The sequence below is a fragment of the Fretibacterium fastidiosum genome, assembly GCF_964642095.1.
In the GTDB taxonomy this organism is placed as follows: domain Bacteria; phylum Synergistota; class Synergistia; order Synergistales; family Aminobacteriaceae; genus Fretibacterium; species Fretibacterium fastidiosum.
Genome location: NZ_OZ209244.1, coordinates 308,217 through 332,975, shown reverse-complemented (window position 1 = coordinate 332,975; position 24,759 = coordinate 308,217). Strand labels below are relative to the sequence as shown.

The following is a 24,759-nucleotide window of genomic DNA, read 5'->3' as shown; positions in this document are numbered from 1 at the left end:
TTTTGCTTCAAGGGCGCTTCTAAGGAGAACAAAAAAGGTTCAGGAGAAACTCCCCTGAACCCTTGCTATCAATGGTGGGCGATACTGGGTTCGAACCAGTGACCTCTTCCGTGTGAAGGAAGCGCTACTACCGCTGAGCTAATCGCCCTCAACGGGGAATTATTATACACAAAGACCGGGGGAAGCACAAGGGGCGTTTTCGTTTTGCCGTTCAACCGCTCCCCGCGCCCCGGCCCTGGCCGGCGCTGGAATGTGCGGGGCAATCGGGCTATAATGGCAGGAGAGCTTTCGGGCTTCAAAAAAGGGCCGCCGCGCGAGGGCGGGGCGGCCAGGACGCGAAAAAGGAGTGGGGGTTAACGATGGCAACGATCGGCGCTTATGATGAGGAAAACTTCAAAAAGGTGAACAAGACTCAGGTCCGCCCGACGGTGGAGGCCGTGTTCTACGGCAACAACGTCCACCGGGTGCTGGACCTGAAGGAGGCCTACAACCTGGCGAAGAACAGTCCGGGCACGGTCGAGCTGACGGGGATGCCCGTCTACCACCCCACGGAGCAGGAGCTGCCCCAGGACGCGAACGTCCTGCTGTTCAACGACGGCGCGATCTTCGGCCGCACGGCGGCGGCGCGCCGCATCGTGGGCTGGCCCGGCGTGGACGCCAACGCCCTCTGCACCGTGGTGCGCGAGGCCATCTTCAACACGCGCCATCGCAGGATGTACCAGGCGGACGCCTACGTGGGGCTGGACGAGGACTTCATGGTGAAGGCCCACCTGCTCCTGCCGGAGGGCTACGAGAACAACCTCTACAACTGGATGATCAACTTTCAGTACGACAACGAGAGGTACAGGCCGCGCTACGCGGCCTCCCGAAGGATATCGGACACCGACGGCGACATCTTCTTCTTCGCCGACCCCGACTGGTCGCACCCCGACTTCCCGCTGGGCCTCGCGTTCTTCTCCCCGGAGGAGAACTGCGCCGCGGTGCTGGGCCTGCGCTACTTCGGCGAGCTGAAGAAGGGGACCCTGACCCTGGCCTGGGGCATCGCCGCCCGCAACGGCTACGCGGCCTGCCACGGCGGCCTGAAGCGCTACACGATGAAGGACGGAAGGAAGTTCGTCATGGCGGCCTTCGGCCTGTCGGGCTCCGGCAAGTCCACCATCACCCACGCCAAACACGACGGCAGGTACGACATCATGGTCCTGCACGACGACGCCTTCATCGTCAACATCAAGGACAAGTACGCCATCGCCATGGAGCCCACCTACTTCGACAAGCTGGCGGACTACCCCATCGGCTGCGAGGACAACAAGTACCTCCTGACGATCCAGAACTGCGGCGCCACCGTCACCGGGGACGGCCGGAAGGTCGCCGTGACGGAGGACATGCGCAACGGCAACGGCCGTTCCATCAAGTCCCGCCTCTGGTCCCCCAACCGCGTGGACCGCATCGACGAGCCGCTGAACGCCATCTTCTGGCTCATGCGCGACCCGACGATCCCGCCCGTCCTGAAGCTGGAGGGCCCGTCCCTCGGCGCGGTGCTGGGCGCCACCCTGGCCACCAAGCGCACCAGCGCGGAGCGCCTGGCCCCCGGCGTGGACCCCAACGCCCTGGTGTGCGAGCCCTACGCCAACCCCTTCCGCACCTACCCGCTCTCCATGGACTACGAGCGTTTCAAGACGCTCCTGGCCGACGGCGTGGATTGCTACATCCTGAACACCGCCGACTTCATGGGCGCCAAGGTGAAGAAGGAGCACACGCTGGGTATCATCGAGGCCATCGTGGAGGGCAGGGCCCGCTGGGTTCCCTTCGGCGACCTGCCGGGGCTCAAGACGCTGGACATGCCGGACTTCAAGGTCGATCTGAACGATGCCGCCTACCGAGAGCAGCTCAAGGCCCGCTTCCAGGATCGGCTGAACTTCGTGATCGCCCGCGAGACGGAGCGCGGCGGCGTGGACAGGCTGCCCCCGGACGCCAGGGAGGCCCTCGAGGCGGTCATCGCCGCGATGAGGTAGGGTGGACCGGCGCACCGCCCCCCCTCCGCCGTCGTCATCAATCTCCAGAAGCACGAGGCGGCGCTGCAGCGCCGCCTCGCCAAAGGGACGGGCGAGGGTCCTCGCCCGTTTTGCCCCTGACCTTCCTAATACCCCTCCCGGCTCCTGCGAAGTCTCGATCCCACGCGCCGGCTCCGGACCTCGCCGCGGGGGCTGCGCCGCCCGCGGCGAGGGGCCTCGTCCTCCGGGAAGAGCCCCCAGCGCGCCAGCCCCGCCCGGCCCTGCTCCAGACGGGACATGGCCAGCGGCTGGAGCTCCACCAGGATGTGATCGTCCTTCAGGCGGATGGCGCCCACCTCGCAGCGCTCCACCTTCAGCGCCGTGCAGAGCGCGTTCAAGATGCGGCCCACGTCCGTCACCGGCCCGCGGCTGCTGCGCATCCGCGTCATGACGCCGCGCTGCCTGCGGCCCGCCGCAGCGCCCTCCCGCGACCGAATCGAGGAGCGCCCTCCCCGACGGCGCTCCCGCTCCCGATCCAGCTCCGCGCTGAGGCTGTACCCCTTGGCCGTGCGGGAGGAGAGGAAGGCCAGGAGCTTCGCGGTCAGCACCCTCGGCTCCGCGCGGGACAGGAGGTCCTCCGCCCAGCTCAGGCACTCCTCGTAGTCCCCGTCGAGGGGCGCGGAGAGCAGCTCGCGCTCCATCACCTCGCGCTGCGTCGCGTGGATGCGGTCCAGGTCCGGGATGTCCTCCCACTCCACCTTCATCCGGGTGGACCGCAGCATGTCGCGGAAGCGCCCCGCCTCGGGCGGCGAGAGCAGGATCAGGTTCGTCCCCTCGTTGCCCGCCCTTCCCGTGCGGCCGCTGCGGTGGACGAAGGTCTCCTGGTCGTCCGGCAGTCCGAGTTGGATGACGTGCGTCACGCCCTCCACGTCCAGCCCCCGCGCAGCGACGTTGGTCGCCACGAGGCAGGGGATGGAGCCGGACTTGAAGGAGGCAAGCACCGCCATGCGCTCGTTCTGCGTCATGTCGCCCTGAAGGGCCGCCGCGGTGAAGCCCTCGTCCTGCAGCTTCTGGGCGATCTCGATGGACTCCATCTTCGTGTGGCAGAACACGAGGCACCGCTTCGGGTGCTCCCACAGCAGGATGTTCACCAGCCCCTCGAAGCGGCGGCGGGAGGGGATCATGTAGACCCGGTGCAGAATGTCCGCGTGCTGCGCCCCCTCCTCCACGAGGGAGAGGATCAGGGGGTCCTCCAGGTAGCGGTCCGCCAGCTCCCGCATCTCGTCCGGCATCGTGGCGGAGAAGAGCCAGGTTCTGCGCTCCTCCGGCAGGGCCCCCAGGATGGCCTCCAGCTCGTCGCGGAAGCCCATGTCCAGCATCAGGTCCCCCTCGTCCAGGACCACGTGCCGGATGTCCTCCGTCTGCAGGGTTCCGCGCTCGATGTGGTCCCGCACCCGACCGGGAGTCCCCACGACGACGGCCGCGCCCCCGCGCAGGGCGCGCAGTTGGGGACCCATCTCCATGCCGCCCACCAGCGCCACGACGCCCAACCTCAGGTGGCGCGTCAGCCAATCCGCCTCCCTGGCCGTCTGCTGCGCCAGCTCGCGGGTGGGGGACAGCACGAGAATGCGGGGCTGCCTCTCCCCCGCCGAAACCTCCTGGAGCAGGGGCAGGAGAAAGGCCAGCGTCTTGCCGCTGCCCGTCCGCGCCCGGACGATCAGATCCCGTCCCTGCCACTCCGCGCCCAGCACGCGCCGCTGCACGGGCGTTGGGCGCTCGAAACCCTTCTCCTCCAGCGCGCGCAGGAGCTCGTCCCGAAGGCCGTAGACGTCAAACCCCTCGTCGACGGGCTCCCGTCCGTAGCTCTCAAGCTCGCGGTACTCGTCCCTCGATATTTCGCTCAGGTCCAGGTTCGAGGGCGCGCTGAAGGGCGTCCCCCTCTCCCCGGCTGCGTTCCCGCTCCTCACTTCAGTCACTTCAGTCACTTCAGTCACTTCACTCGTTGCACTCACTTCGTTCATTCCCTGCACTTCGTTCATTGAAACCTGCATACCCCCATAGGCAAATAGGCAAAAAAGGGGAAGGCCGCGTCGGGCCTTCCCGCATTAAGCTTCCTCGCGTCTGATTATGAGCCAGACGGGGGATAATGTCAATGACGCGATCGCGCCCCGCTCCGCCCCGTCGATCGGCCCTCCTGCCCCCACAGCCCGATCCCCGTCCGGCGGGCCTCCTGCTCCAGCCGGGCGAAGAGCTCCCTGTAGCGGGTGTTCGGCTTGATGGACAGCACCCGCGCATACCCTCCCGTCAGGAGCTGAGCGTTGAACATGTCCCGCCGCACCGACGCCTCGTCTGCGCTTTCGGGCGGGGACGTCAGCCACACGTAGGCCAGGTGGCGTCCGTAGCGGTCCGTCGGCTCGGCGTCGTACTCCAGCCACACGCGCCGCCCCGTCAGCTCCCGCTTCGTGAAGTCGCTGGCCGCCTTTCCGTAGTACTGCACCGGTGTGTTGGGCTTCACGGTCTCCGGGGTGTCCACCCCGATGAGCCGCACCTTCCGGTTCGAGCCCTCCACGCTCACGACGATCGTATCCCCATCCACGACGCGCACCACCGGAGCGGAGAGGACGTCCCCCGTCTGCCCCTGCCAGTGTTCAAGTCCCAGCCACCCGGCCAGAAGGGCCAGAAAGGCGAGGACGAGGCGCTTCAGCATCCGCTCCATGACGCGGTTCGCGCCCCCTCGAAAGCGGCTCCGGGGGCCGCTCCAAAACGAAGCGCTTCGACGTCGTCCAGCCATCGCTCAGCGCGTCGGGGGCAGCAGGCCGGCAGCGTCAAGCTCCGGCAGGAAGTCCCGCAGGGCACGGCGGACGTGCTCCCCACGCCCCCGAACGGGTTCCGCCCACAGGAGCGCGCTCAGGATGGCCTCCTCCGCAGCCTCGGCAGCGGCCTGAAACAGGGGGTCGATGCCGCCTTCGTGGAGGGAGGGGACACGGAGGACGGGGTCCTCCGGTGCCTCGTGGGGGATGCGGAAGGCGTTCGAGAAGGCCACGGCAACGTCGCCGCTGCCGTCCCCCACGAAGGAGCCCGTCCGGCCTACGCCCACGAAGCACCGGCGCGCCATCCGCGTCAGCTGCCGCGCCGTGAGGGGCGCGTCCGTGCCCAGCACCAGGATGATGGAGCCGGACTCCCGCTCCTCCTCGGTCCGGCGCGCCTCCACGAGGGCCGAAAGTGCCGCCCCGACAGGACGCCCTGCCAGAACGAGGTTCGTCATGACGCCAAAGTTCGCGTTGACCAGGACGCCGACGGTGTACGTCTCCTTCCCCGTCGTCGCCAGCCGCGAGGCGCTGCCGATGCCACCCTTCAGCCCAAAGCAGCTCATGCCCCGCCCCGCGCCCACCGCGCCCTGCTGAAAGTCCTCCGCGGCCGACGCCAGCGCCGCGTCCAAGTGGGGCCGGCCCAGGCGCGCGGCCCGTGCGTCGTTCAGGTAGCTGTCGTTACACTCGCACACCACGGGGTTCACGCTGCCCGCCGTCGTGCAGATCTCAGGGTGCTCGTCCATGAAGCGGCGGAACAGCGCCTCGTACAGCGCCCCGGCGCTCGAGACCCCCGTCAGGACGACGGGCGTCTCGATGGTCCCCTTCTCCTCTACCTGCAGGAGCCCCATGCTCTTGCCGAAGCCGTTGAACACGGCGCACCCCGCCGGGACCTTCCGGCGAAACAGGCTTCCGGGCGCCGGAATCACGGCTGTGACGCCCGTCTGGACGCCGCCGTCATCCACCGTGGCGTGGCCGACGCGCACGCCCGGCACGTCCGTCAGGGCGTTCCCCGGCCCCCTGGGCAGCGTGCCGACGCCAAGTCCCAGCTCCTCCACGAGAGAGGCCACGGCCTCACCCCTTCAGGGGAACGTCCCGACGCACCCTCAGCCGCACGCAGGCTGCCCGGCGCGTCCCGTCCCCCTCCGTCAACAGGACGGCGAGGTCCGTAAGGCAGGGGTCCGCGTCCTCCATCCACGCGCCGCCGCCGAAGGTCAGTTTGAAGGAAGCGCCGTCCGGCGCGACCTCCAGTGCGGACCCGACGGACCACTTCTCCTGCGGCAGGTAGTGCGGCCCGGCGAGGCATCGCGCCGGGTCCAGGGCGGCAGGGGGCAGTCCCTGCGCGTCCCAGCGCACGGTGAAGCGGGCGTCCGCCTGCGACGCATCCAGCTCCCCGTCGGGCGTCCCCACCAGGACCTTCAGGTCGCCGAAGAGCGCACGCATCCCCTCCCGGACCGTCACGCCCCAGGCGCGGACCAGCCCTTCCATCATGGCCCTGGCGACGTTGGGGTCCGAGTGCATGTGCATCTCGATCTGGGCGTCCATCATGCGGAGCTCGTCCTCCATGTGGTCCTCCATCAGGCAGACCCTGGAGCGCACGGCCTCCTCCGCGGCCCCGCTCAGGAGCTCCGCAGCCGCCTGAACCGCCGTGGTACGGAACCAGGCGCTGTCCTCCCGCCAGTCCAGGTCGGTTGCGGGCACGGAGAAGTGCGTCGCCAGGGCCTTCTTCGCCCCCGCCGCATAGCCGTACCCCTCCGGCACCTCGGCGATGCCAAGGTACCAGGGCATGTAGGGAGAGAGGCAGGGCCGGCCCAGAGCGCGCCGCGCGAGGATACGCTCCGGATCGTGGCGCACCTCCACGATGTTGCTCTCAAGGGTCGTGACGGCGCAGATCGGGCGGGTGCTCATGAAGTGGTGGGAGCCCCCCTTCGAGATGTCGGACGCCGTGCCCTCGAAGTGCGTCCGCAGGATCTTCTTCAGCGTGTCGATCCCCACCGGCCGCGCCGGCTTCACGGAGAAGGGAAGGTCCTCCGGCCGGTCGAGAAGACCGCTCAGGTCGCGCTCCAACAGGACCTCCAGCCCCCGAACGTGCCGGTGCATGTTGTAGATCGCCCCCCGCGACGCCGGGGCCTGACAGGCCCTGGCGAAGTCGAAGGGGCCGTCCGCGGGGCTGTACCACCCGCGCTTCGTCGCGTAGTCCACGAGGGCCTGAAGGCCCGGCGTGTCCGGGTCCGGCTCGTGGATCGTGTAGTGGTTCGGGATGATGAAGACCTCGTCGTCCGGCACCCGCTTGACGGCGAAGTGCCTGCCCTTCATCACCTGTACCACCCAGCACTCCTCGCTGTCCGCGAAGTGGTAGGACCGTCCGCTGTCTGCATAGCCGTAGCGCTGAATGAGGTCCGCGGCGATCTCCACGGCGTGAGCGGCGCTCCTGGCCCCCTCGGCCACGAGGCGGCGCAGGCCGTAGCCGATGCCGCCGTCCGTCAGGTCCGGGGCGTCCTCGCGGGACTCCGAGCAGTTGTCGCTGCAAACGACGACCCCGTTCCGGTTGATGAACAGGTCGCAGTAGGACTCGCCCCCGCCCTTTCCTCCCCGGCGCGCCTCGGACCACAGGAGGCCCGCGCTGGCCTCCGGCAGGGGCAGCTCCGCACAGCACGGCTCAAAACGGACGGTCTCCGGAGCGGTCCGGACGACGGGGGCCGTCATGTGGGTCAGCATCACGTAGCGTCCGCGGCTGTCCTCGTTGTGCCCCACCAGGACCACGCCGTTCTCGGAGGCTCTGCGCCCCACCAACACCGTCATGCAGGCGTGCGCGGGCCGCCCCCAAAGGAGCGCCAGCACGAGCGCACCGAAAACCGCCGCTGTCATCAACAGAAACATCCAAACGGACCTCCTCGGCAGAGGCGCCCGACCTCGCGGGCCACCTCCAAAGATATGGGTGAATTGTTTATTATCGCACCAAATCGTCAAAACGGACAGGCCCCGTTCAGGCCGACGGACAAAACGTTCCGCCGCAGGAGAGCGCCGCCGTGAGCGGATCGGGGCGTTCGGCCCTCACGAGGGCGGAGATGGAGCGAAGCCGCAGCGCCATGGCCTGACGGGACACCCGATAGCGCCGGGCAAGCGCCTCCGGGCCGGCTCCGGCCTCGGCGGCGACCATCGCAAGGGGCATCAGGAGCTCCGCCGCGAAGAGGTCGGCCTGGCGTCCTGCCGCTCGTCCGACAGGGAGGGCCGCTCCAGGGCGGAGCGGTGCCCCAGGAGGGCGTGTCCCAGCTCGTGGGCGATGGAGAAGCGCGCCCGGACGAGGGGGATCGAGGTGTTGACCATCAGGACCCGCCGTCCCCGAACCTCCGCCAAAAGCGCCCCGAAGGCGTCGCAGGGCTGGGCGTAAACCTCGATGTCCAGGTGGTCGCAGATGACGCTCAAGCTCACCGGTGGCGCGGACATCCGCGGCATCGTCGATCGCAGGAGGGACGCCGCAGCCTCCCGCGCAGGGCCCAAAAGCCCATCCTGGAACATCGCCTTCAAAACCCGTCCCGGACGCGACGCGTCTTGATGGCGTCCACGGCATAGCCCAGGGCCAGCCTCAGGCTCGAGGCCAGGAACTTCCAGTCCTCCTCCGTGAAGGAGTCCTGGTCCTTCACGAAGCTGCGAAGGTACAGGGCCAGCTGCGGGTCGTTCTCGAGCGTTCGGGTCACGAAGGTGCGGGCGTCCTCGCCCAGCGCCGAGAGCTCCGTCCTGTCGTCGCACTTCAGCCCCAGGAGCTCCCGCACGTCGCAGGAGAGCGCCGAGGCGATGGGCAGCAGCATGTCCGAGCTGAGCCCCTTGACGCTCGACTCGATGCGGCTGATGTTCGCCTGCGTCACCCCCAGCTTCCTGGCCAGCTCCTCCTGGTTCATGCCCAGCGCCCGGCGGCGCGCCTTGATGTTGGCGCCGATCGAAGCCATCCTAAAATCCCCCTCCTCAAAATTCAGCAGCATCCGGCGGCACTGCATTTTCTCAGAAAGTGTCTCAGGAGTGTCCCCCCGTCACGCCCCTATATAATAACATGGTGACAACGAGATAATTGCTTATGCAGTTAACGTTGATGCCGTTCAACGGGCGGGCCTCTGGTGAAACTCCTGCCGGGCCTCGCGCCGAAACGGCCTCCTCCGCCCCCGGATGAGCCGCCCGGCGGCCCCGACGCTCCCGCCTGATGTTTTTCACGGATGGCATTTACGGCATTTCGTCCTATTATTGAATGGTTAAGCAATCGAACGCCGCGTTCACGGCGCGGCGCGATCCATGATTATTTCACGAAGGGGAGTGCGTTTCATGGGAGACGGAGCACGCGCAAGGCCCGGCCGGAGGACAGCGAGGGGAGGAGGGCACGGCGTCGTCAAATTTCTCCTTGGCCTCGTCGCCCTGCTTGCCGTCATAGGAGGCATCCTGTCCTTCGTTGACATCGGGGGCGACCTGATCCTCGGCGTCGCAAAGGAGCAGTTGAAGAAGCAGGCCCGGCTGGAGCTGACGGCCGAGGGCGTCAGCGGGAACCCCCTGAAGGGCTACCGAATCTCCGACTTCTCCGTCGCCACCGAGAGCGGGGATCGGCTCCTCTCCGCGCGGTCCCTCTCCGCCAGCCTGAACTTCTCGGCGCTCCTGAGGGGGTCACTGCGGCTGGCGAACCTGTCGGTCGGCGGGGTGGACATGGACCTCGACCAGCTCCTCGATGAGGTCCGGAAGCTTGAGCTTCCCCAGGGCGGGAGCGGCGGCGGCGAGGTCCCCCTGGACCGCATCAGCCTGACGGACAGCCGCTTCACGTCGAAGTGGGGCGTCGTCCAGGTGAAGGAGGTCGGGGCGAACGTCCACGGCGGGAACCTGGACGTCGATGCGGACGGCACGGTAAACGGCGTCCCGGTGCGGGGGGATGCGAACCTGGACGTGTCGGGCGGCACGACGATCGGCATCAACCGCTCCAACGTGAGCTTCGGCCGGGGGAAGATCAGCGTGACGGGCGGCATCCACCCCCTCTCGGAGCAGAACACGGCCACGACGCTCGACCTGCAGGGCGCCGTACAGGGCCTGGACCTCCAGGAACTCATGGCGCTCCTGCCCGCGCTGGACTCGAACGATTACAGCGGGACGGCAAACCTCAGCGTCGAGGCCAGCGGCACGATCGCGGCGCTCAAGGTCACGAGTACCGTGAACTACCGAGGCACCCGGCTGGGAGGCTACCCCGTGGAGCGGGTGGCGGCCAACGTGGACTACAGCGGAGGGCGCATCTCCATCAGCAACATCGACGCCTCGGCCCTGAACGTCCCCATCACGGGCGCCGCGGCCGTCAACGTTCAGGAGGGGAAAGGACCCTCCGTCATGATCAAGCTGGAGGGGACGGACGCCGCGCTGGAGGGGCTGGAGAAGACCTTCCCGGCCCTCGCGGGGCTGGGCGGGCGCGTTTCATCCTTCAGAGCCAACATCCAGGGCCCCCTGAAGGCCCTGAGCGGCGCCGTGAACCTGACGGCCCCCAGGGTGAGCTGGCGGGGCCGGACGGCGACGGACGTCAGGGCCCAGCTGAAGCTCGCCAACAGCGACAGCGCCACCCTGGACGGCAAGTTCAACTTCGAGGGGGCGAAGGGCTTCCTGAACGGCAAGGTCGCCTCGCTCCTGACGGGCCCCAGGATGGACCTCAAGGCCACGCTTCAGGGCCTGGACCTGGCCCGCGTCGCCGCAATGATCCCCGGCGCGTCGCAGTACGACCTGGCGGGGCAGGTCACGACGCGGCTCGTCATCCGCGGCGGCACCTCCAGCCCCTCCATCAGCGGAACGATCGAGAGCCCTGCGGTCTCCGCGAAGCTTTCGGGCCAGCCCTATGCGCTGGACAAGCCCTCCGTGAGCTTCGCCTACGCCGGAGGGACGCTGACCATCCAGAAGAGCTCCGGCACGCTGAACGGAATGCCCGTGAACCTCGCGGGCCGACTGGGCCCCCTGACCTCCGCCAGGCCGCCCATCGACATGAGCGCGACGCTCACCATCGCGCCGGCGGCGCTGGAGGTCCTGGCGCCTCAGGTGCGCGATTACTCCCTGAAGGGGAACGTGAGCGCGGGCATCAAGCTGACGGGGCGCCTGCCGGCTCCCCACGTCGACCTGGTGGCCTCCAGCGCCAACCTCTCCGCCATGAACCTTCTGACGGTTCGCGGCCTGGAGCTCTCCACGGCCCTCGACGGCGGAATTGCGGCGTTGAACCGGCTGGAGCTGAGCGCCCGCGCGGCCAGCGTGGAGGCGTCGGGGACGACCCTCACGGACGTGACGGCGAAGGTGAGCAAGGCCGGGGACGCCATCAGCCTGGCCGGCTTCGGCGCCCGAAGCGGCGGCGGCTCCATCACGGGCAGCGGAACGGCGGGGTCCTCGCCCGATTCCAGGCTGAACCTGACCTTCAACCTGGACCGCCTGGACCTGAAGCCTCTGGCCCAGGCGTCGGGGCTGGGCCTGAAGGGCGTCCTGACGGGCAGCGTCGGCATCGGCGGGACGGTGGGAGCGCCGACCTTCAGCTTCAACGGCAGCGCGCCCTCCGTCACGGCCCAGGGGCTCACCCTGACGAACCTGACGGCCGACGCCTCGGGGACGCAAAAGGAACTGAAGATCAACGCCTTCAAGGCGGAGGCGGGTGGCGCGCCCCTCAGCGCCTCCGGCACGGTGCAGTTCGCCCCCTTGTCCGCCAACCTCTCCATTCAAGGCACGGCTCTGGACCTGGCGGCCCTGACGAAGGACTACCCGGACGCCGCAGGGCAGATCAGCGGCAAGGCGGACCTGACCTTCAACGTGACGGGCGGTTCGGGCGGATTCTCCGGCAAGGGGGCCCTCACCTCTCCCGCCCTGAAGGCCTTTGGCCTGAACCTGACGGAGGTCAACCTGCCCCTCTCCTACAGCGGGGCCACCTTCGCCTCATCCGGAGGCACGGCAAAGCTCTACGGAGGCAGCGCCAGGAACAGCCTGAGCTTCGATACGGGGTCCCTGAAGTTCAGCGACGAGCTCTCCGCCGACGAAGTGGACGTGAACGCGCTGCTTCAAGACGTGACGGGCGGCCTGAGCGGCAAGGTTTCGGGCAGAGGGCAGCTCAGCCTGAAGCTCAACGGAAGCGCGGCGAAGGGCCTGAGCTACGCCGGCACGGGCCAGTTCACCATGGGCGAGGGAGCCGTTACGGGCTTCAGCGGTCTGGACATCGTGACGCGCCTCTACGGCACGCAAGGCATCCGCTACGTCAGCGTCAAGGCGCCCTTCACCGTCAAGACGGGCAAGCTGATCCTTCACGCCGGCGCAGAGGCGACGGCCCCGGAGCGCGACCCGTTGTACCGCTACGCGAGGATCGCCTCCGACGGCGTGGTCAACTTCGACAAGACGCTCAACGTCCCCATTGAGCTCATGGTGAACTACCAGCTCGTCAACGCGCTGACGGGCGGTGGCACGGGCGCCCTGGGCGGACTGCTGGAGGGCGGCGCAAACGTTGCCGACACCCTGAAACAGGCGCTCGGCGGGGGGCTTGAAGGGGCTCAGAAGGGCGGCGCACGGGCGGACTTCCGTACCGTCACCCTGACGCTGAAGGGCAAGGTGGACGCGCCCTCCGTGAAGGACCTCAAGATCGGGGCCTCCACGCTGAAGGACGAGTCGCAGAGCGCGGCGGTCACGGCGACGAGCGTGGATCAGGGCACCCCGGCACCTCAACCCAGCGTAGAGACACCAGCGCCGCAGCCCAGTGTAGAAACGCCAACGCCTCAGCCCGAGGCGCCGGAGACCAAGGACGCCGTGGACCGGATAGCGGACCGGGTTCTGGACGCCATCATTCCATCGGGGAACGAAGGCCAGGGCCAGCACCCTGCCTCGCCAGACGGCGAGGCTCAAAAGAGCCAGGGCGACCGGATCAAGGACCAGTTGAAAGAGGAACTGGGTAAAGAGCTGAAGAAGGGGTTGGAGGGTTTGTTCAACTGAGCGTCCAAACGGTTTAAGGCACAGGGGAACCCCTGGATAAAACAAAGGGACGGGCGGGATCGCCCGTCCCTCCTGGCTTATGAGAACGAGGAGCGGGTTGACGCATGAAAGACGGCATCAGGCAAAGGCTGGACGACCTGGAGGAGTTGCTGCACGAGGAGTACATCACCGGGGAGGAGTACGCAACGGCACGGGAAAACCTTCTGCTGGACATGGGGTTCGACATCGTTCCGCGCCTTGAGGGCGCGGCGCGACGGGAGCCACAGGCTGTGATGCCGGTCCGGAAGCGTCAGGGCACAGGGTGCGGCTGTCTTCTGGCGCTCCTGCTCCTCCTGATCGTCGCGGCAGCCGGGGTCCTTCTGGCCCTGCCAGAGGAGACGCTGCGGCGGCTTCCATGGACGGAGAAGCTGATGGGCATGGAAGCCTTTCAGCAGGTCAGGCAATCCCTGGAGCACTTCATCGACGACCTGCGGGGCAACCCTCCCCTCGAACCCAACCCCGACGCAGCGGGTCCGCAGTTGTGTTCCCTCGCCCCGGAGACGATAGCGCCCGCCTCGGCGGACGAACCGATCGCGGAGGCGATCAGCGTGGATGAACCCGAAGACGAAGCCTCAACGGACGAGCCGGAGCGGGATGCGGACAACCCGCCGGACGAGGACCTGACGGATATCCTTCCCTGACGCAAAACCCGACCCGGAGCGGTTTTATTTGGCTCCCCCGGCAACCCCGCTGGGCCTGCCTCCCCTTAGGGGAGGCGAAAAGAAGAGGCGTGTTGTTAAGCCCCAGTTTATTAGGCTCCCCTGGAAGGGGAGCTGTCGAGCCCCGCAGGGGCGAGACTGAGGGGTTGTTTTGGGAGTGCGAACCTGAGGACCAACCCCTCCGGTTCGCTGGCGCGAACCACCTCCCCTTTCAGGGGAGGCGAAAAGAAGAAGCGCGTTGTTAGGCCCCCCTGCAAGGGGGGCTGCCCCGTAAGGGGCTGGGGGGTTGTTTTGGCCGCGGAGGGGAGGGGACTGACGGCCCGTGAGCGGTAGTGAACGGCAGCCGGAAGGCTCCCCGAAGGGGGGTGTAGGAGCAGCGAGTGTTTTTCATAAGACGCGCCTGTCTGACATTCCCCGCCAACGCCTCCACAAGGCAATCCATTGCCTTGCTTCGGCACAGCCGACCGACCGGCCGCCGCAATCCTCCCGAAAGATCGGCTTGCGTGAGGCCGGTCGTCTGGCCGAGCTGCGGAAGTCCCCCGGACTTCCTTCGCCCTCAGCCGACCGACACGACGCCGGCCGCCTGTCGGCGTCCGTAAGTCGTGTCGTCTGGCCGAACCCCTCCGGTTCGCTGGCGCGAACCACCTCCCCTTGCAGGGGAGGCAAAGAACGCAACGGGCAAATTGTATAATAAAGTCAGGCAGTGAGGGGACGTTTAGCGAGGAGGCGGAGACATGAAGGACGCAGAGCGGGAGCGCGACGGTGGGCTGATCGGTCCGGCGTCGGGGCCTGTGACGGAGGGGCAAATCGAGGCGGACCTGGCGCGGGGAAAAATCTACCGCCTCAACGACCGATTCTTCAAGTTTTTGTTTGGCCGTGAGGAGCGTAAGTACCTGTTTTTGGACCTCGTGAACTCCCTCGTGTTCCCGGACGGGAGTGCGGGCTTCACGGACCTGGAGTACGCCGATCGAGAGCTCTCCGCCACGCGGGAGGCCGGTAAAAGCGTCTACCTCGACATCGTGGCCAACATGGCGGACGGCACGCAGGTGGAGGTCGAGGTGCAGGTGAGGAACCGGAACGACTACCCCCAGCGCTCCACTTATTACCTGAGCGCGCTGCACGCCTCTCAGTTGAGGGCCGGAGACTCGTACCTGGACCTGAAAAAGACGATCTCTATTCACATTCTGGCGTTCAACCTGTTTGTGGGAGATCGCTTCTGCCGGGCGTTCAGCCTGTGCGACGAGGAGACGGGGGAGAGGCTGTGCGAGGATTTAAGGCTGGTCTACCTGGAGGTGCCGAAGTACGTCCGTCAGGGGACGCCACGGAACCGTCTGGAGTACTGGCTGATGTATCTTGCGGGAATGGAGGCGAAGAAGATGCCTGAGGCGATGGTGCAGGATCCGATGATCGGCGAGGCGCTGGATTTGGAGAGGCTGTTTTTGCAGAACCGGGAGGAACGTCTGCGCTACATTTTGAGTTACAAGGCGATGGTGGACGATTTGACGATCGAGGAGACGATCCGCCGGGCCGCCAGGGCCGAAGGGATTGCCGAGGGTGAGGCCAGGGGTAAGGCTGAAGGTAAGGCTGAAGGCATCGCTGCCACGGCGCAGCGGATGCTGGGCATGGGTTTCACGTCGGAGCAGATATCCCAGGCGACGGGTCTGTCTCCTGACGAGGTTGCGGTACTGAGGCGGGGGATGGACTGATCGTTGGCCCCGGCGGGGCGAGACTGACGGCCCGTGAACAAGGGCGAACGGCAGCCGGAAGGCTCCCCGAAGGGGAGGGGGTGGTTCGGCCCTCTGGTGAAGAAACTCGCTGAAGGAGGGGGATGCGGGTGCCGGAGCGTGATATGACGGAGAAGCACCTGGAAGGATACAACGACGTCTTTGCGGACGTGGTGAACGTGTTGCTCTTCGACGGAAAGAGGCGGGTGAAGCCGGAGGACCTGAAAGACACGCGGGCCCGCACGTTCTACAAGACGGACGGGAAACTCCACGAGCAGGAGCGGGACATCTCCAAGCTGTGGGTCTCCGAGGGGGCGGTGATCTCCCTGATCGGGTTCGAGAACCAGACCGAGGCGGACTGGGACATGGCGCTTCGGGTGCTGGGGTACGAGGGGGCGGACTACCGGGGTCAGCTGTCCGCGGGTCAGGGACTGTATCCGGTGGTGACGCTGGTCCTCTACTTTGGTGATTCGCCCTGGACGGCGCCGCGGACGCTGTTCGATAGGGTTTCTGTGGCCGAAGGACTAAAGCCGTTTGTGAACGACTATCGGGTCAACGTCTTTGAGGTTCCGCGTCTGACGGCGGAGCAGGTGGGGCAGTTCAAGAGCGACTTCAGGATCGTTGCGGACTACTTTGTGCAGATGGGGCGAGACGAGGACTACGTGCCCCCGCGTCAGACGATCGAGCACGTGGATGCGGTGCTGAAGCTCATGTCTGCGCTGACGCGGGACCATCGGTTTGAGGAGACGCAGAGCGAGTTCAGGAAGGGGGAGGCGGTCACGATGTTGAGCGTTTTGGACAAGGTTGAGGCCAGGGGCATTCAGCTGGGTGAGGCCAGGGGCATTAAGCTGGGACGCAATGAGGGACGAAATGAGGGTATCGCCGCCACGGCGCGGCGGATGCTGGACCGGGGCGTTTTGCCCGAGCAGGTTGCCGACTTCACCGGGCTGTCCCCTGACGAGGTGGAGGCGCTGCGAAGGGGGATGGACAACTGATCGTTGGCCCCCCTGCAAGGGGGGCTGCCCCGTAGGGGCTGGGGGGTTGTTGTTGAGCGTGAAGAACAACCCCTCCGCCTCACTCCGTTCGGCACCTCCCCTTGCAGGGGAGGCGAAAAAACACAACGGGCAAATTGTATAATAAAGTCAGGCAGTGAGGGGACGTTTAGCGAGGAGGCGGAGACATGAAGGACGCAGAGCGGGAGCGCGACGGTGGGCTGATCGGTCCGGCGTCGGGGCCTGTGACGGAAGGGCAAATCGAGGCGGACCTGGCGAGGGGAAAAATCTACCGCCTCAACGACCGATTCTTCAAGTTTTTGTTTGGCCGTGAGGAGCGCAAGCACCTGTTTCTGGACCTCGTGAACTCCCTCGTGTTCCCGGACGAGAGTGCGGGCTTCACGGGCCTGGAGTACGCCGATCGAGAGCTCTCCGCCACTCGGGAGGCTGGAAAGAGTGTCTACCTCGATATCGTGGCCTGCATGGCGGACGGCACGCAGGTGGAGGTCGAGGTGCAGGTGAGGAACCGAAACGACTACCCCCAGCGCTCCACCTATTACCTGAGCGCGCTGCACGCCTCTCAGTTGAGGGCCGGAGACTCGTACCTGGACCTGAAAAAGACGATCTCGATCCACATTCTGGCGTTCAACCTGTTTGCGGGAGATCGTTTCCGCCGGGCGTTCAGCCTGTGCGACGAGGAGACGGGGGAGAGGCTGTGCGAGGATTTGAGACTGGTCTACCTGGAGGTGCCGAAGTACGTCCGTCAGGGGACGCCACGGAACCGTCTGGAGTACTGGCTGATGTATCTTGCGGGAATGGAGGCGAAGAAGATGCCTGAGGCGATGGTGCAGGACCCGATGATCGGCGAGGCGCTGGATTTGGAGAGGCTGTTTTTGCAGAACCACGAGGAACGTCTGCGCTACATTTTGAGTTACAAGGCGATGGTGGACGATCTGACGATCGAGGAGACGATCCGCCGGGCCGCCAGGGCCGAAGGGATTGCCGAGGGTGAGGCCAGGGGTAAGGCTGAAGGCATCGCTGAAGGAGAGGCCAGGGGTAAGGCTGAAGGCATCGCCGAGGGTGAGGCCAAAGGCATCGCCGCCACGGCGCGACGGATGTTGGTGCGGGGTGTCCCGCTGGAGCAGGTCGTTGACTTCACCGGCCTTTCCCCTGACGAGGTTGCGGCGCTGCAGCGGGGGATGGACAACTGATACCAATTCGCGTTTAATACGGATTGCCTCCCCTGAAAGGGGAGGTGGTTCGCGCCAGCGAACCGGAGGGGTTGTTTCTCAGGCTCAACACCCCCCAGCCCCTTCGGGGCAGCCCCCCTTGCAGGGGGGCCTTTCTTGCCCTTTAGACGCGAATTGGTATGAACGCACCACTTCAAAGCGACCCCTCCGCCTCACTCCGTTCAGCACCTCCCCTTTCAGGGGAGGCTTTTACGTTTCCCCCCAAATCCACAGGTTGCAGCAGTTTTATCAAGGATCAAGCCCGTCATAGCACAGGTTAACCTGACTCTGACCTCTCACCCGTCAGGTGCAGCAAAAAACGCATAAAACCGCTTTCTGACGCACGTTAAAAACTTTGCCTGTGGGTTGGGGTTCCCCCCTGCCGGTTGACTTTTTTCCGCCTCCGCGTGCTATAATAACTCTGCGCAGGTCTTCGAGCCGTTCGGGCGCCCGGAGGGACGGAGGCCGCGTTGTAAGAGCGCAGGCCCGGAGCGCAAGAGGCGCTCCAGGGCGGGAACATCAGGAAGCTCAGCCGGAGGCAGGGAGCCGTGCCGGCATGGGCCAATGTCCGTATCCATGGAAGAAGCGGACATGTACAAACCGGGCCATCTGGCCCGGACAGGGAGGTCATTCGTATGTCTATGGTAGTTATGCACAACATCCCCGCTCTTTCCGCCTACAACACCGTCAACCGCACCAGCAGTTCGCTCCAGAAGTCCATTCAGAAGCTCTCCACGGGCCTCCGCATCAACAGCGCGGCGGACGACGCCGCGGGCCTCGCGATCAGCGAGAAGATGCGCGCCCAGATCCGCGGCTTGGACCGCGCGGTGTCCAACAGCCAGGACGGCATCAGCATGATCCAGACGGCCGAGGGCGCGCTGAACGAGACGCACAGCATCCTTCAGCGCATGCGCGAGCTGTCCGTCCAGAGTGCCAACGACACGCTGACGCAGCAGGACCGCGGCTACATCCAGCTGGAGATCGACCAGCTCCGCGAGGAGATCACGCGCATCGGCAACACCACGCAGTTCAACAAGAAGAAGCTCCTGAACGGCGACGCGGCGGTGCTGTGGAGCAGCGACAACCTGAACACGAAGGCCATCATCAACGGCGGCCTGCGCCAGATCGACCAGTTCGGCCAGAAGAAGGCCTCTGAGGGCAACTACAAGATCGACGTCAGGGCGGAGCCGGGGCAGGCCGAGGTGAAGAAGAGCGACATCTTCAAGATCAAGCACAAGGACGTCATCACGGACGTCACGCTGAACGCCGTGGCCGGCGCAAAGGGCGTGTCCGTCAACAACGTCCCTGCAGGCGACTACACAATTAACAAAGCCGCTGCCGCCGTGACGGACACTGCCCCAGCGCTCCAGGGCGCGTATAACGCGAAGAGTTTTCATGCCTCTGGTGCGCAACTAACTTTCAAGAAGATTACGGCTCCAGTTGCGGGTGCATCGGATGCCAGCATTACCGTTGCCGGCGTTAAAATAAACCTCACCAATCTTGTAAAGGACGATGAGCCCGGGAAGGTACGTGATAAGGTAGTGGCAGCGCTCACCACCAAGGAAGCCAAGCAGGAGTTCGCCAAGGCCGGGTACGCGATCAAGCTGAAGGAGAGTGGTACGGATAAGCTGGATATCGTAGCGGTCAAGACCGATGGGACTGATGCGTTAGGGAAGGGCGCTGGTCTGATTCAGTATACGCCGGGCGCTGTGACCCCGGCCGACGCTATTGACGTTGGCGATGGAACCAGTGGTCTCGACAATACCTTAGTTTCCATCGACGACCCCGCGAAAAAGACGCTGACGGCGACGAATACCAACGCCATTAACACGAACGCCAACATCCTGTTCGAGGTGACGAACGTCAATCACGACTCGGACTCCGTCACGCTGAAGGCCACGGTCTCCAAGCTTGGAGTGGACGGCAAGACGAGCACGGTGACGTATGAGGGTATCGTGCTGAAGGGCGGGGAGGCGCCGACGAACCTTGGCGACAAGCTGGGCCTTGGTGCGGCGGCGGCATTCACGCTAAAACTTGAAGGGTACGGCTCCTACGGTTTCGAGAAGGGCTCGAAGCTCGTCTACAACGTGTCCAAGGGCAATGATGGAGCCGACCCCAAGGCCGACGTCAAACTCACGGTTTCCGGCAAGCAGAACCAGGAATGGGATGGCAAGTGGGGCACCGATGTGACGCGCAATTCGGCGTCTTACGGTCTGAAGTCGGACCTTGTTAAAGGAAAGGATATCAGCTTCAAGAACTACTACCTGAACGAGAAGACGGGCGAGGTCATGGAGGGCACCGTGAAGCTGACACTAAACGACGACTTCGCGGCCACCCCGACCGGTGAGCTGGCCAAGTTCCACGCGACCTACGTGGGCGAGGTGGCCCGCGGCGACGTCAAGCTGCGGGACCTGGACAAGTTCTGGGACAGCCAGGGCGTGTTCTCCCAGAAGGACGCCAAGACGCTGACCATCACGCAGGGTGACGGCAAGCAGACGTCCGTGACGCTCTACGCCAACGACACGCTCAAGGACGTGCAGGACAAGCTGAACGCCGCCATCGGCGTGGGATTGGGGCAGGCGAAGTACGTTGACGGCGAGGGCGGCAAGCACTTCGTGGACTTCGTCGATACGGCCTCCGGCAACTCCGAGTCCGTGGCGGGGACGTTCGTCATCCGCTCCGTCGTGTCCGGCTCGGCGGGGACGATCAGCTTCTCCGGCGACGAGAACATCATCAACGCGCTTTCCCTGAACGTCATTCAGGACGCGACGGAGAGCAGCTACACCGTGTCCGTGAAGGACGCCCACAGCGGCGACATCGTGGCCAGCAACGTCCAGATCACGGGCAACCGGCTGTACGGCGTGGTGAACCCCAACGTGGACGTGGAGTTTGACGCCATGGCGGGCGTGTCGGCGAAGTGGGACAGCGCGCGCAAGGGCTTCGTCTACGCTGCGAAGGACTACAGCACGACGCTGCACCTGGCGGACAACACGACGGTGTTCCAGATCGGCGCGAACGAGGGCGAGGACATGGGCATCAACATCGGCGACATGCGCGCCCACGCCCTGGGCCTGAACGCGGTGCTGGTGACGGACCGCGAGAGCGCGGCGCGGAGCATCACGATCATCGACAACGCCATCGACAAGGTGTCCACGCAGCGGGCGAAGCTGGGCGCGTACCAGAACCGCCTGGAGCACACCATCAACAACCTGAACACGGCGGCGGAGAACCTGACGTCTGCCGAGAGCCGTATCCGCGACACGGACATGGCAAAGGAAATGATGAACTTCACCAAGCTGCAGATCATGCTGCAGGCCGGCACGTCGATGTTGGCGCAGGCCAACCAGCTGCCGCAGAGCGTCCTGACCCTGATCCGGTAGTTTTTCGTACGCCTGAGGGAAGGGAAGCGGCCTGAGGCGTGAAGCGTCAGGCGTGGGGGGGCGGGGGATCTGTCCCCCTCCCCCCTTTTACAAGGACGGCGTGTTCTGAAAACGTTCCCTTGAGAGCGCATCGAGAGCAGACGGAAAGCAGGGTGAGGCTATGCAGGTGAACCTGAGCGCGAAGGCTGTCCTGCCTGCCGCCCCTGAGGGCCTGCCGGCGGCGGGAGGCGGCGTCCCGGAGGGGGTGCGTCCCCCGGAGGCCGCGCAGGCTGCGCCGGACGTCCTGCGGGAGGACCCCGCGGCGTCCCCGGAGCGCGAGCCGGACCGTGACGCGCAGAAGGACGTGCTGGAGAAGGTACTGGAGGTGGTGAACCTCCTGGCGCCGGACCGGCACCTGAAGTACGAGGTGATCGAGGAGGCGGACATGGTGCAGATCCAGGTCGTCAACAACGAGGACGGCCAGGTGGTGCGCCGGATTCCCGCGGACGAGATCATCGAGATGGTGAAGCAGATCCACAAGGCGCTCAGCGAGCGCCTGGACGTGGTGGCGTAGCGGGCGCTTCGTCCGTTTCGCATTGATTTGCCGATTCAGCCGGAGGGGCGTCCCTCCGGCTGGTTGTTTTTCAGGCTGCCCTGGAAGGAGGGCTGGCAAGTGTTTTTCATACCAATTCGCGTTTAATATGGTTTGCCTCCCCTGAAAGGGGAGGTGGTTCGCGTCAGCGAACCGGAGGGGTTCAGCCAGACGACGCAGCTTATGCAATCGCGTCAGCGATTGCGGCGCTGCGTTGGTCGGCTGTGCCGAAGCAAGGCAATTGATTGCCTTGTGGAGGCGTTGACGGGGAATGTCAGACAGGCGCGTCTTATGAAAAACACCCCCAGCCCCTTCGGGGCAGCCCCCCTTGCAGGGGGGGCCTTTCTTTCCCTTTAGACACAAATTGGTATTACCCCGTTTCAGTTTCCCTGTATTTGATCGGTTTTGAGCGAGGGGCTTGTTTGCTATAATGAGGCCAGGAGCCGAAGGGATGGGGGAGGGATGCGGATTGCTGGTCAACACGCCCTACGACGACGTGTTCCGAACGCTGCTGAACGATTGTTCAAGCCTCATTATCCCGGTGGTGAACGAAATCTTTCACGAGTCGTACTCCGGGGACGAGGCGGTGGAGTTCTACCCTAACGAGCACTTTATCAACGGTCAGGACGGCACGGAGCGTGAGCGCGTCACGGACTCGTGCTTCGGGATACGGGGCAAGTCGCTGAAGAAGTACCACATCGAGTGCCAGAGCACGTCGGACGACACGATGTTGGTCCGGATGTTCGAGTACGACGCGCAGATTGCGCTGGATGCGGGCCAGGTGAGCGGGGGAGTGCTGACGGTGCGCTTTCCTGCGTCGGCGATCCTGTACCTGCGTTGCCGCGCGAGTACGCCTGACGTGTTGACGGTGCGCATCGAGCTGCCAGGCGGCGGTTCTGCGGTGTACGATATTCCCGCGATGAAGGCCCAGCGGTACACGCCGGAGGACATCTTCTCCAGGGGGCTGTTGTTTCTCATTCCCTTCCGCATTTTTGCGCACGAGAAACGATTTGCGAAGTACGAGAGGGATGAGGGACTGCTGCGGGAGCTTCTGTCCGAGTACGAGGGGATACGGGAACGGCTCGAGGGGCTGGCGGAGAGCGGGAAGTTGACGGAGTACGTGAAGCGGACGCTCGAGGAGATGTCCGGTAAGGTGTTGGAGCACATTGCCTGTCGGCACGAAAAGGTGAGGGAAGGAGTGAAGTCCATCATGGGAGGCCAGGTGTTGGAGTACGAGGCGAAGACGATCCTGAGGGAGGGCATCGCTCTGGGGCGCGATGAGGGCATCGCCTTGGGCGAGGCCAGAGGGCTGGCCAGGGGCCTGAACGAAGGACGGGCGGATGGTATCGCCTCCACGGCGCGGCGGATGCTGGGCATGAGCTTCACGCCCGAGCAGATATCCCAGGCGACCGGCCTCTCCCCCGACGAGGTTGCGGCACTGAGGGCCGGGACCGGAAACTGAATGCGCCACTTCAGAGGACCAACCCCTCCGGCCCTTCGGGCCACCTCCCCTTTCAGGGGAGGCAAAAAGAAGAGGCGCGTTGTTAGGCCCCCGTTTTTTCAGGCCCCCCTTGCAGGGGGGCCTTTCTTTCCCTTTAGACACAAATTGGTATTACCCCGTTTCAGTTTCCCTGTTTTGATCGGTTTTGAGCGATGGGCTTGTTTGCTATAATGAGGCCAGGAGCCGAAGGGATGGGGGAGGGATGCGGATTGCTGGTCAACACGCCCTACGACGACGTGTTCCGAACGCTGCTGACCGATTGTTCAAGCCTGATCATACCATTAGTGAACGAAATCTTTCACGAGTCGTACTCCGGGGACGAGGCGGTGGAGTTCTACTCTAACGAGCACTTTATCAATGGTCAGGACGGCGCGGAGCGAGAGCGCGTCACGGACTCATGCTTCGGGATACGGGGCAAGTCGCTGAAGAAGTACCACATCGAGTGTCAGAGCATGTCGGACGACACGATGCTGGTCCGGATGTTCGAGTACGACGCGCAGATTGCGCTGGACGCGGGCGAGGTGAGCGGGGGAGTTCTGACGGTGCGCTTTCCTGCGTCGGCGATCCTGTACCTGCGTTGCCGGGCGAGTACGCCTGACGTGTTGACGGTGCGCATCGAGCTGCCAGGCGGCGGTTCTGCGGCGTACGATATCCCTGCGATGAAGGCCCAGCGGTACACGCCGGAGGACATCTTCTCCAGGGGGCTTTTGTTTCTCATTCCCTTCCGCATTTTTGCGCACGAGAGACGGTTTGCGAGGTATGAGAGGGACGAGGGGCTGCTGCGGGAGCTTCTGTCCGAGTACGAGGGGATAAAAGAACGGCTCGAGGGGCTGGCGGAGAGCGGGAAGTTGACGGAGTACGTGAAGCGGACGCTCGAGGAGATGTCCGGTAAGGTGTTGGAGCACATTGCCTGTCGGCACGAAAAGGTGAGGGAAGGAGTGAAGTCCATCATGGGAGGCCAGGTGTTGGAGTACGAGGCGAAGACGATCCTGAGGGAGGGCATCGCTCTGGGACGCAATGAGGGACGAAATGAGGGCATCGCCTCTACGGCGCGGCGGATGCTGGTGCGGGGCGTCCCGCTGGAGCAGGTCGTTGACTTCACCGGGCTGTCCCTCGGCGAGGTGGAGGCGCTGAGGCGGGGGATGGACAACTGATCGTTGGCCCCCTAAGGGGGCGGCGAGTGTTTTTCATAAGACGCGTCTGTCTGACATTCCCCGTCAACGCCTCCACAAGGCAATCCATTGCCTTGCTTCGGCACAGCCGACCGACACGACGCCGACCGCCTGCTGGCGTCCGTAAGTCGTGTCGTCTGGCCGAGCTAAGGAAGTCCCCCGGACTTCCTTAGCCCTCAGCCGACCGACCGGCCGCCGCAATCCTCCCGAAAGATCGGCTTGCGTGAGGCTGCTCGTCTGGCCGAGCTACGGAAGTCCCCCGGACTTCCTTAGCCCTCAGCCGACCGACCGGCCGCCGCAATCCTCCCGAAAGATCGGCTTGCGTGAGGCTGCTCGTCTGGCCGAGCTACGGAAGTCCCCCGGACTTCCTTCGCCCTCAGCCGACCGACCGGCCGCCGCAATCCTCCCGAAAGATCGGCTTGCGTGAGGCCGCTCGTCTGGCCGAGCTACGGAAGTCCCCCGGACTTCCTTCGCCCTCAGCCGACCGACCGGCCGCCGCAATCCTCCCGAAAGATCGGCTTGCGTGAGGCCGCTCGTCTGGCCGAGCTACGGAAGTCCCCCGGACTTCCTTCGCCCTCAGCCGACCGACCGGCCGCCGCAATCCTCCCGAAAGATCGGCTTGCGTGAGGCCGCTCGTCTGGCCGAACCCCTCCGGCCCTTCGGGCCACCTCCCCTTTCAGGGGAGGCAAAACGAAGGGGTGCGCTTTAGGCCCCCGGTTTATTAGGCTCCCC

17 protein-coding genes and 1 tRNA gene are annotated in these 24,759 nt (G+C 65.3%); 10 read left to right on the top strand and 8 right to left on the bottom strand.

The genetic code is table 11. From position 1 onward, the window contains the following. Positions 1-72: 72 nt before the first annotated feature. Positions 73-148 (bottom strand) — tRNA-Val (locus ACK28C_RS01450). 211 nt (positions 149-359) lie between these two features. Here ACK28C_RS01450 and ACK28C_RS01445 point away from each other — a divergent pair. Next, complete coding sequence (locus ACK28C_RS01445) at positions 360-2,012, top strand: phosphoenolpyruvate carboxykinase (ATP) (protein WP_015555886.1); 1,653 nt, start codon at positions 360-362, stop codon at positions 2,010-2,012. A 125-nt stretch (positions 2,013-2,137) separates the two neighbouring features. Here ACK28C_RS01445 and ACK28C_RS01440 read toward each other — a convergent pair whose 3' ends face one another. From ACK28C_RS01440 to ACK28C_RS01410, 7 genes are all read right to left on the bottom strand, one after another. After that, positions 2,138-3,967 carry a DEAD/DEAH box helicase gene (locus ACK28C_RS01440; protein WP_409152356.1) on the bottom strand — a complete coding sequence of 610 codons (1,830 nt, stop codon included), beginning with the start codon at positions 3,965-3,967 and terminating at the stop codon, positions 2,138-2,140. A 173-nt stretch (positions 3,968-4,140) separates the two neighbouring features. Continuing rightward, the gene (locus ACK28C_RS01435; RefSeq protein ID WP_409152355.1) at positions 4,141-4,782 is read right to left on the bottom strand and encodes a thermonuclease family protein; all 642 of its coding nucleotides are present in this window, start codon (positions 4,780-4,782) and stop codon (positions 4,141-4,143) included. 3 nt (positions 4,783-4,785) lie between these two features. Further along, the gene (locus ACK28C_RS01430; RefSeq protein ID WP_409152354.1) at positions 4,786-5,868 is read right to left on the bottom strand and encodes a P1 family peptidase; all 1,083 of its coding nucleotides are present in this window, start codon (positions 5,866-5,868) and stop codon (positions 4,786-4,788) included. A 4-nt stretch (positions 5,869-5,872) separates the two neighbouring features. After that, entirely contained in the window at positions 5,873-7,678 is a 1,806-nt protein-coding gene (locus ACK28C_RS01425) for a C69 family dipeptidase (RefSeq protein WP_409152353.1), read from the bottom strand. A gap of 106 nt (positions 7,679-7,784) precedes the next feature. Then, positions 7,785-7,970, bottom strand: a complete 186-nt coding sequence (locus ACK28C_RS01420) for a hypothetical protein (RefSeq protein WP_015555888.1) — start codon at positions 7,968-7,970, stop codon at positions 7,785-7,787. Beyond that, the gene (locus tag ACK28C_RS01415; protein WP_015555889.1) at positions 7,970-8,317 is read right to left on the bottom strand and encodes an ImmA/IrrE family metallo-endopeptidase; all 348 of its coding nucleotides are present in this window, start codon (positions 8,315-8,317) and stop codon (positions 7,970-7,972) included. The genes ACK28C_RS01420 and ACK28C_RS01415 overlap by 1 nt, the downstream gene beginning before the upstream one ends. A 5-nt stretch (positions 8,318-8,322) precedes the next feature. Continuing rightward, positions 8,323-8,745, bottom strand: coding sequence for a helix-turn-helix domain-containing protein (locus ACK28C_RS01410; RefSeq protein ID WP_015555890.1), 423 nt, complete (start codon positions 8,743-8,745; stop codon positions 8,323-8,325). A gap of 367 nt (positions 8,746-9,112) precedes the next feature. On the opposite strand from ACK28C_RS01410, the gene ACK28C_RS01405 reads away from it, so the two are divergent. The 9 genes from ACK28C_RS01405 to ACK28C_RS01365 all read left to right on the top strand — a co-directional run bounded on the left by ACK28C_RS01405 (position 9,113) and on the right by ACK28C_RS01365 (position 24,009). Then, the gene (locus ACK28C_RS01405; protein WP_409152352.1) at positions 9,113-12,760 is read left to right on the top strand and encodes a hypothetical protein; all 3,648 of its coding nucleotides are present in this window, start codon (positions 9,113-9,115) and stop codon (positions 12,758-12,760) included. Positions 12,761-12,864: 104 nt separating this feature from the next. After that, positions 12,865-13,440 (top strand): hypothetical protein, encoded by a 576-nt coding sequence (locus tag ACK28C_RS01400; RefSeq protein ID WP_409152351.1) that lies wholly within the window; start codon positions 12,865-12,867, stop codon positions 13,438-13,440. Positions 13,441-14,192: 752 nt separating this feature from the next. Further along, positions 14,193-15,164 carry an Rpn family recombination-promoting nuclease/putative transposase gene (locus ACK28C_RS01395; RefSeq protein ID WP_409152350.1) on the top strand — a complete coding sequence of 324 codons (972 nt, stop codon included), beginning with the start codon at positions 14,193-14,195 and terminating at the stop codon, positions 15,162-15,164. Between the two features lie 128 nt (positions 15,165-15,292). Then, entirely contained in the window at positions 15,293-16,177 is an 885-nt protein-coding gene (locus ACK28C_RS01390) for an Rpn family recombination-promoting nuclease/putative transposase (RefSeq protein WP_409152349.1), read from the top strand. A gap of 185 nt (positions 16,178-16,362) precedes the next feature. Beyond that, positions 16,363-17,385 (top strand): Rpn family recombination-promoting nuclease/putative transposase, encoded by a 1,023-nt coding sequence (locus tag ACK28C_RS01385; protein ID WP_409152348.1) that lies wholly within the window; start codon positions 16,363-16,365, stop codon positions 17,383-17,385. A 659-nt stretch (positions 17,386-18,044) separates the two neighbouring features. After that, positions 18,045-20,783: a flagellin gene (locus ACK28C_RS01380; protein WP_015555891.1), complete on the top strand. Its 2,739-nt coding sequence runs from the start codon at positions 18,045-18,047 to the stop codon at positions 20,781-20,783. 160 nt (positions 20,784-20,943) lie between these two features. After that, complete coding sequence (locus ACK28C_RS01375) at positions 20,944-21,336, top strand: flagellar protein FlaG (RefSeq protein ID WP_015555892.1); 393 nt, start codon at positions 20,944-20,946, stop codon at positions 21,334-21,336. A 487-nt stretch (positions 21,337-21,823) separates the two neighbouring features. Continuing rightward, the gene (locus tag ACK28C_RS01370) at positions 21,824-22,816 is read left to right on the top strand and encodes a hypothetical protein (protein WP_409152347.1); all 993 of its coding nucleotides are present in this window, start codon (positions 21,824-21,826) and stop codon (positions 22,814-22,816) included. A gap of 248 nt (positions 22,817-23,064) precedes the next feature. Then, positions 23,065-24,009 carry a hypothetical protein gene (locus tag ACK28C_RS01365; RefSeq protein ID WP_243440543.1) on the top strand — a complete coding sequence of 315 codons (945 nt, stop codon included), beginning with the start codon at positions 23,065-23,067 and terminating at the stop codon, positions 24,007-24,009. Positions 24,010-24,759: the final 750 nt, after the last annotated feature.

Coding starts and splice junctions, on each gene's coding strand:
- ACK28C_RS01400 (WP_409152351.1), top strand. CDS start 12,865: ATGAAAGACGGCATCAGGCAAAGGCTGGACGACCTGGAGGAGTTGCTG.
- ACK28C_RS01415 (WP_015555889.1), bottom strand. CDS start 8,317: ATGTTCCAGGATGGGCTTTTGGGCCCTGCGCGGGAGGCTGCGGCGTCC.
- ACK28C_RS01405 (WP_409152352.1), top strand. CDS start 9,113: ATGGGAGACGGAGCACGCGCAAGGCCCGGCCGGAGGACAGCGAGGGGA.
- ACK28C_RS01375 (WP_015555892.1), top strand. CDS start 20,944: ATGCAGGTGAACCTGAGCGCGAAGGCTGTCCTGCCTGCCGCCCCTGAG.
- ACK28C_RS01425 (WP_409152353.1), bottom strand. CDS start 7,678: ATGTTTCTGTTGATGACAGCGGCGGTTTTCGGTGCGCTCGTGCTGGCG.
- ACK28C_RS01445 (WP_015555886.1), top strand. CDS start 360: ATGGCAACGATCGGCGCTTATGATGAGGAAAACTTCAAAAAGGTGAAC.
- ACK28C_RS01435 (WP_409152355.1), bottom strand. CDS start 4,782: ATGGCTGGACGACGTCGAAGCGCTTCGTTTTGGAGCGGCCCCCGGAGC.
- ACK28C_RS01380 (WP_015555891.1), top strand. CDS start 18,045: ATGGTAGTTATGCACAACATCCCCGCTCTTTCCGCCTACAACACCGTC.
- ACK28C_RS01395 (WP_409152350.1), top strand. CDS start 14,193: ATGAAGGACGCAGAGCGGGAGCGCGACGGTGGGCTGATCGGTCCGGCG.
- ACK28C_RS01385 (WP_409152348.1), top strand. CDS start 16,363: ATGAAGGACGCAGAGCGGGAGCGCGACGGTGGGCTGATCGGTCCGGCG.
- ACK28C_RS01410 (WP_015555890.1), bottom strand. CDS start 8,745: ATGGCTTCGATCGGCGCCAACATCAAGGCGCGCCGCCGGGCGCTGGGC.
- ACK28C_RS01420 (WP_015555888.1), bottom strand. CDS start 7,970: ATGCCCCTTGCGATGGTCGCCGCCGAGGCCGGAGCCGGCCCGGAGGCG.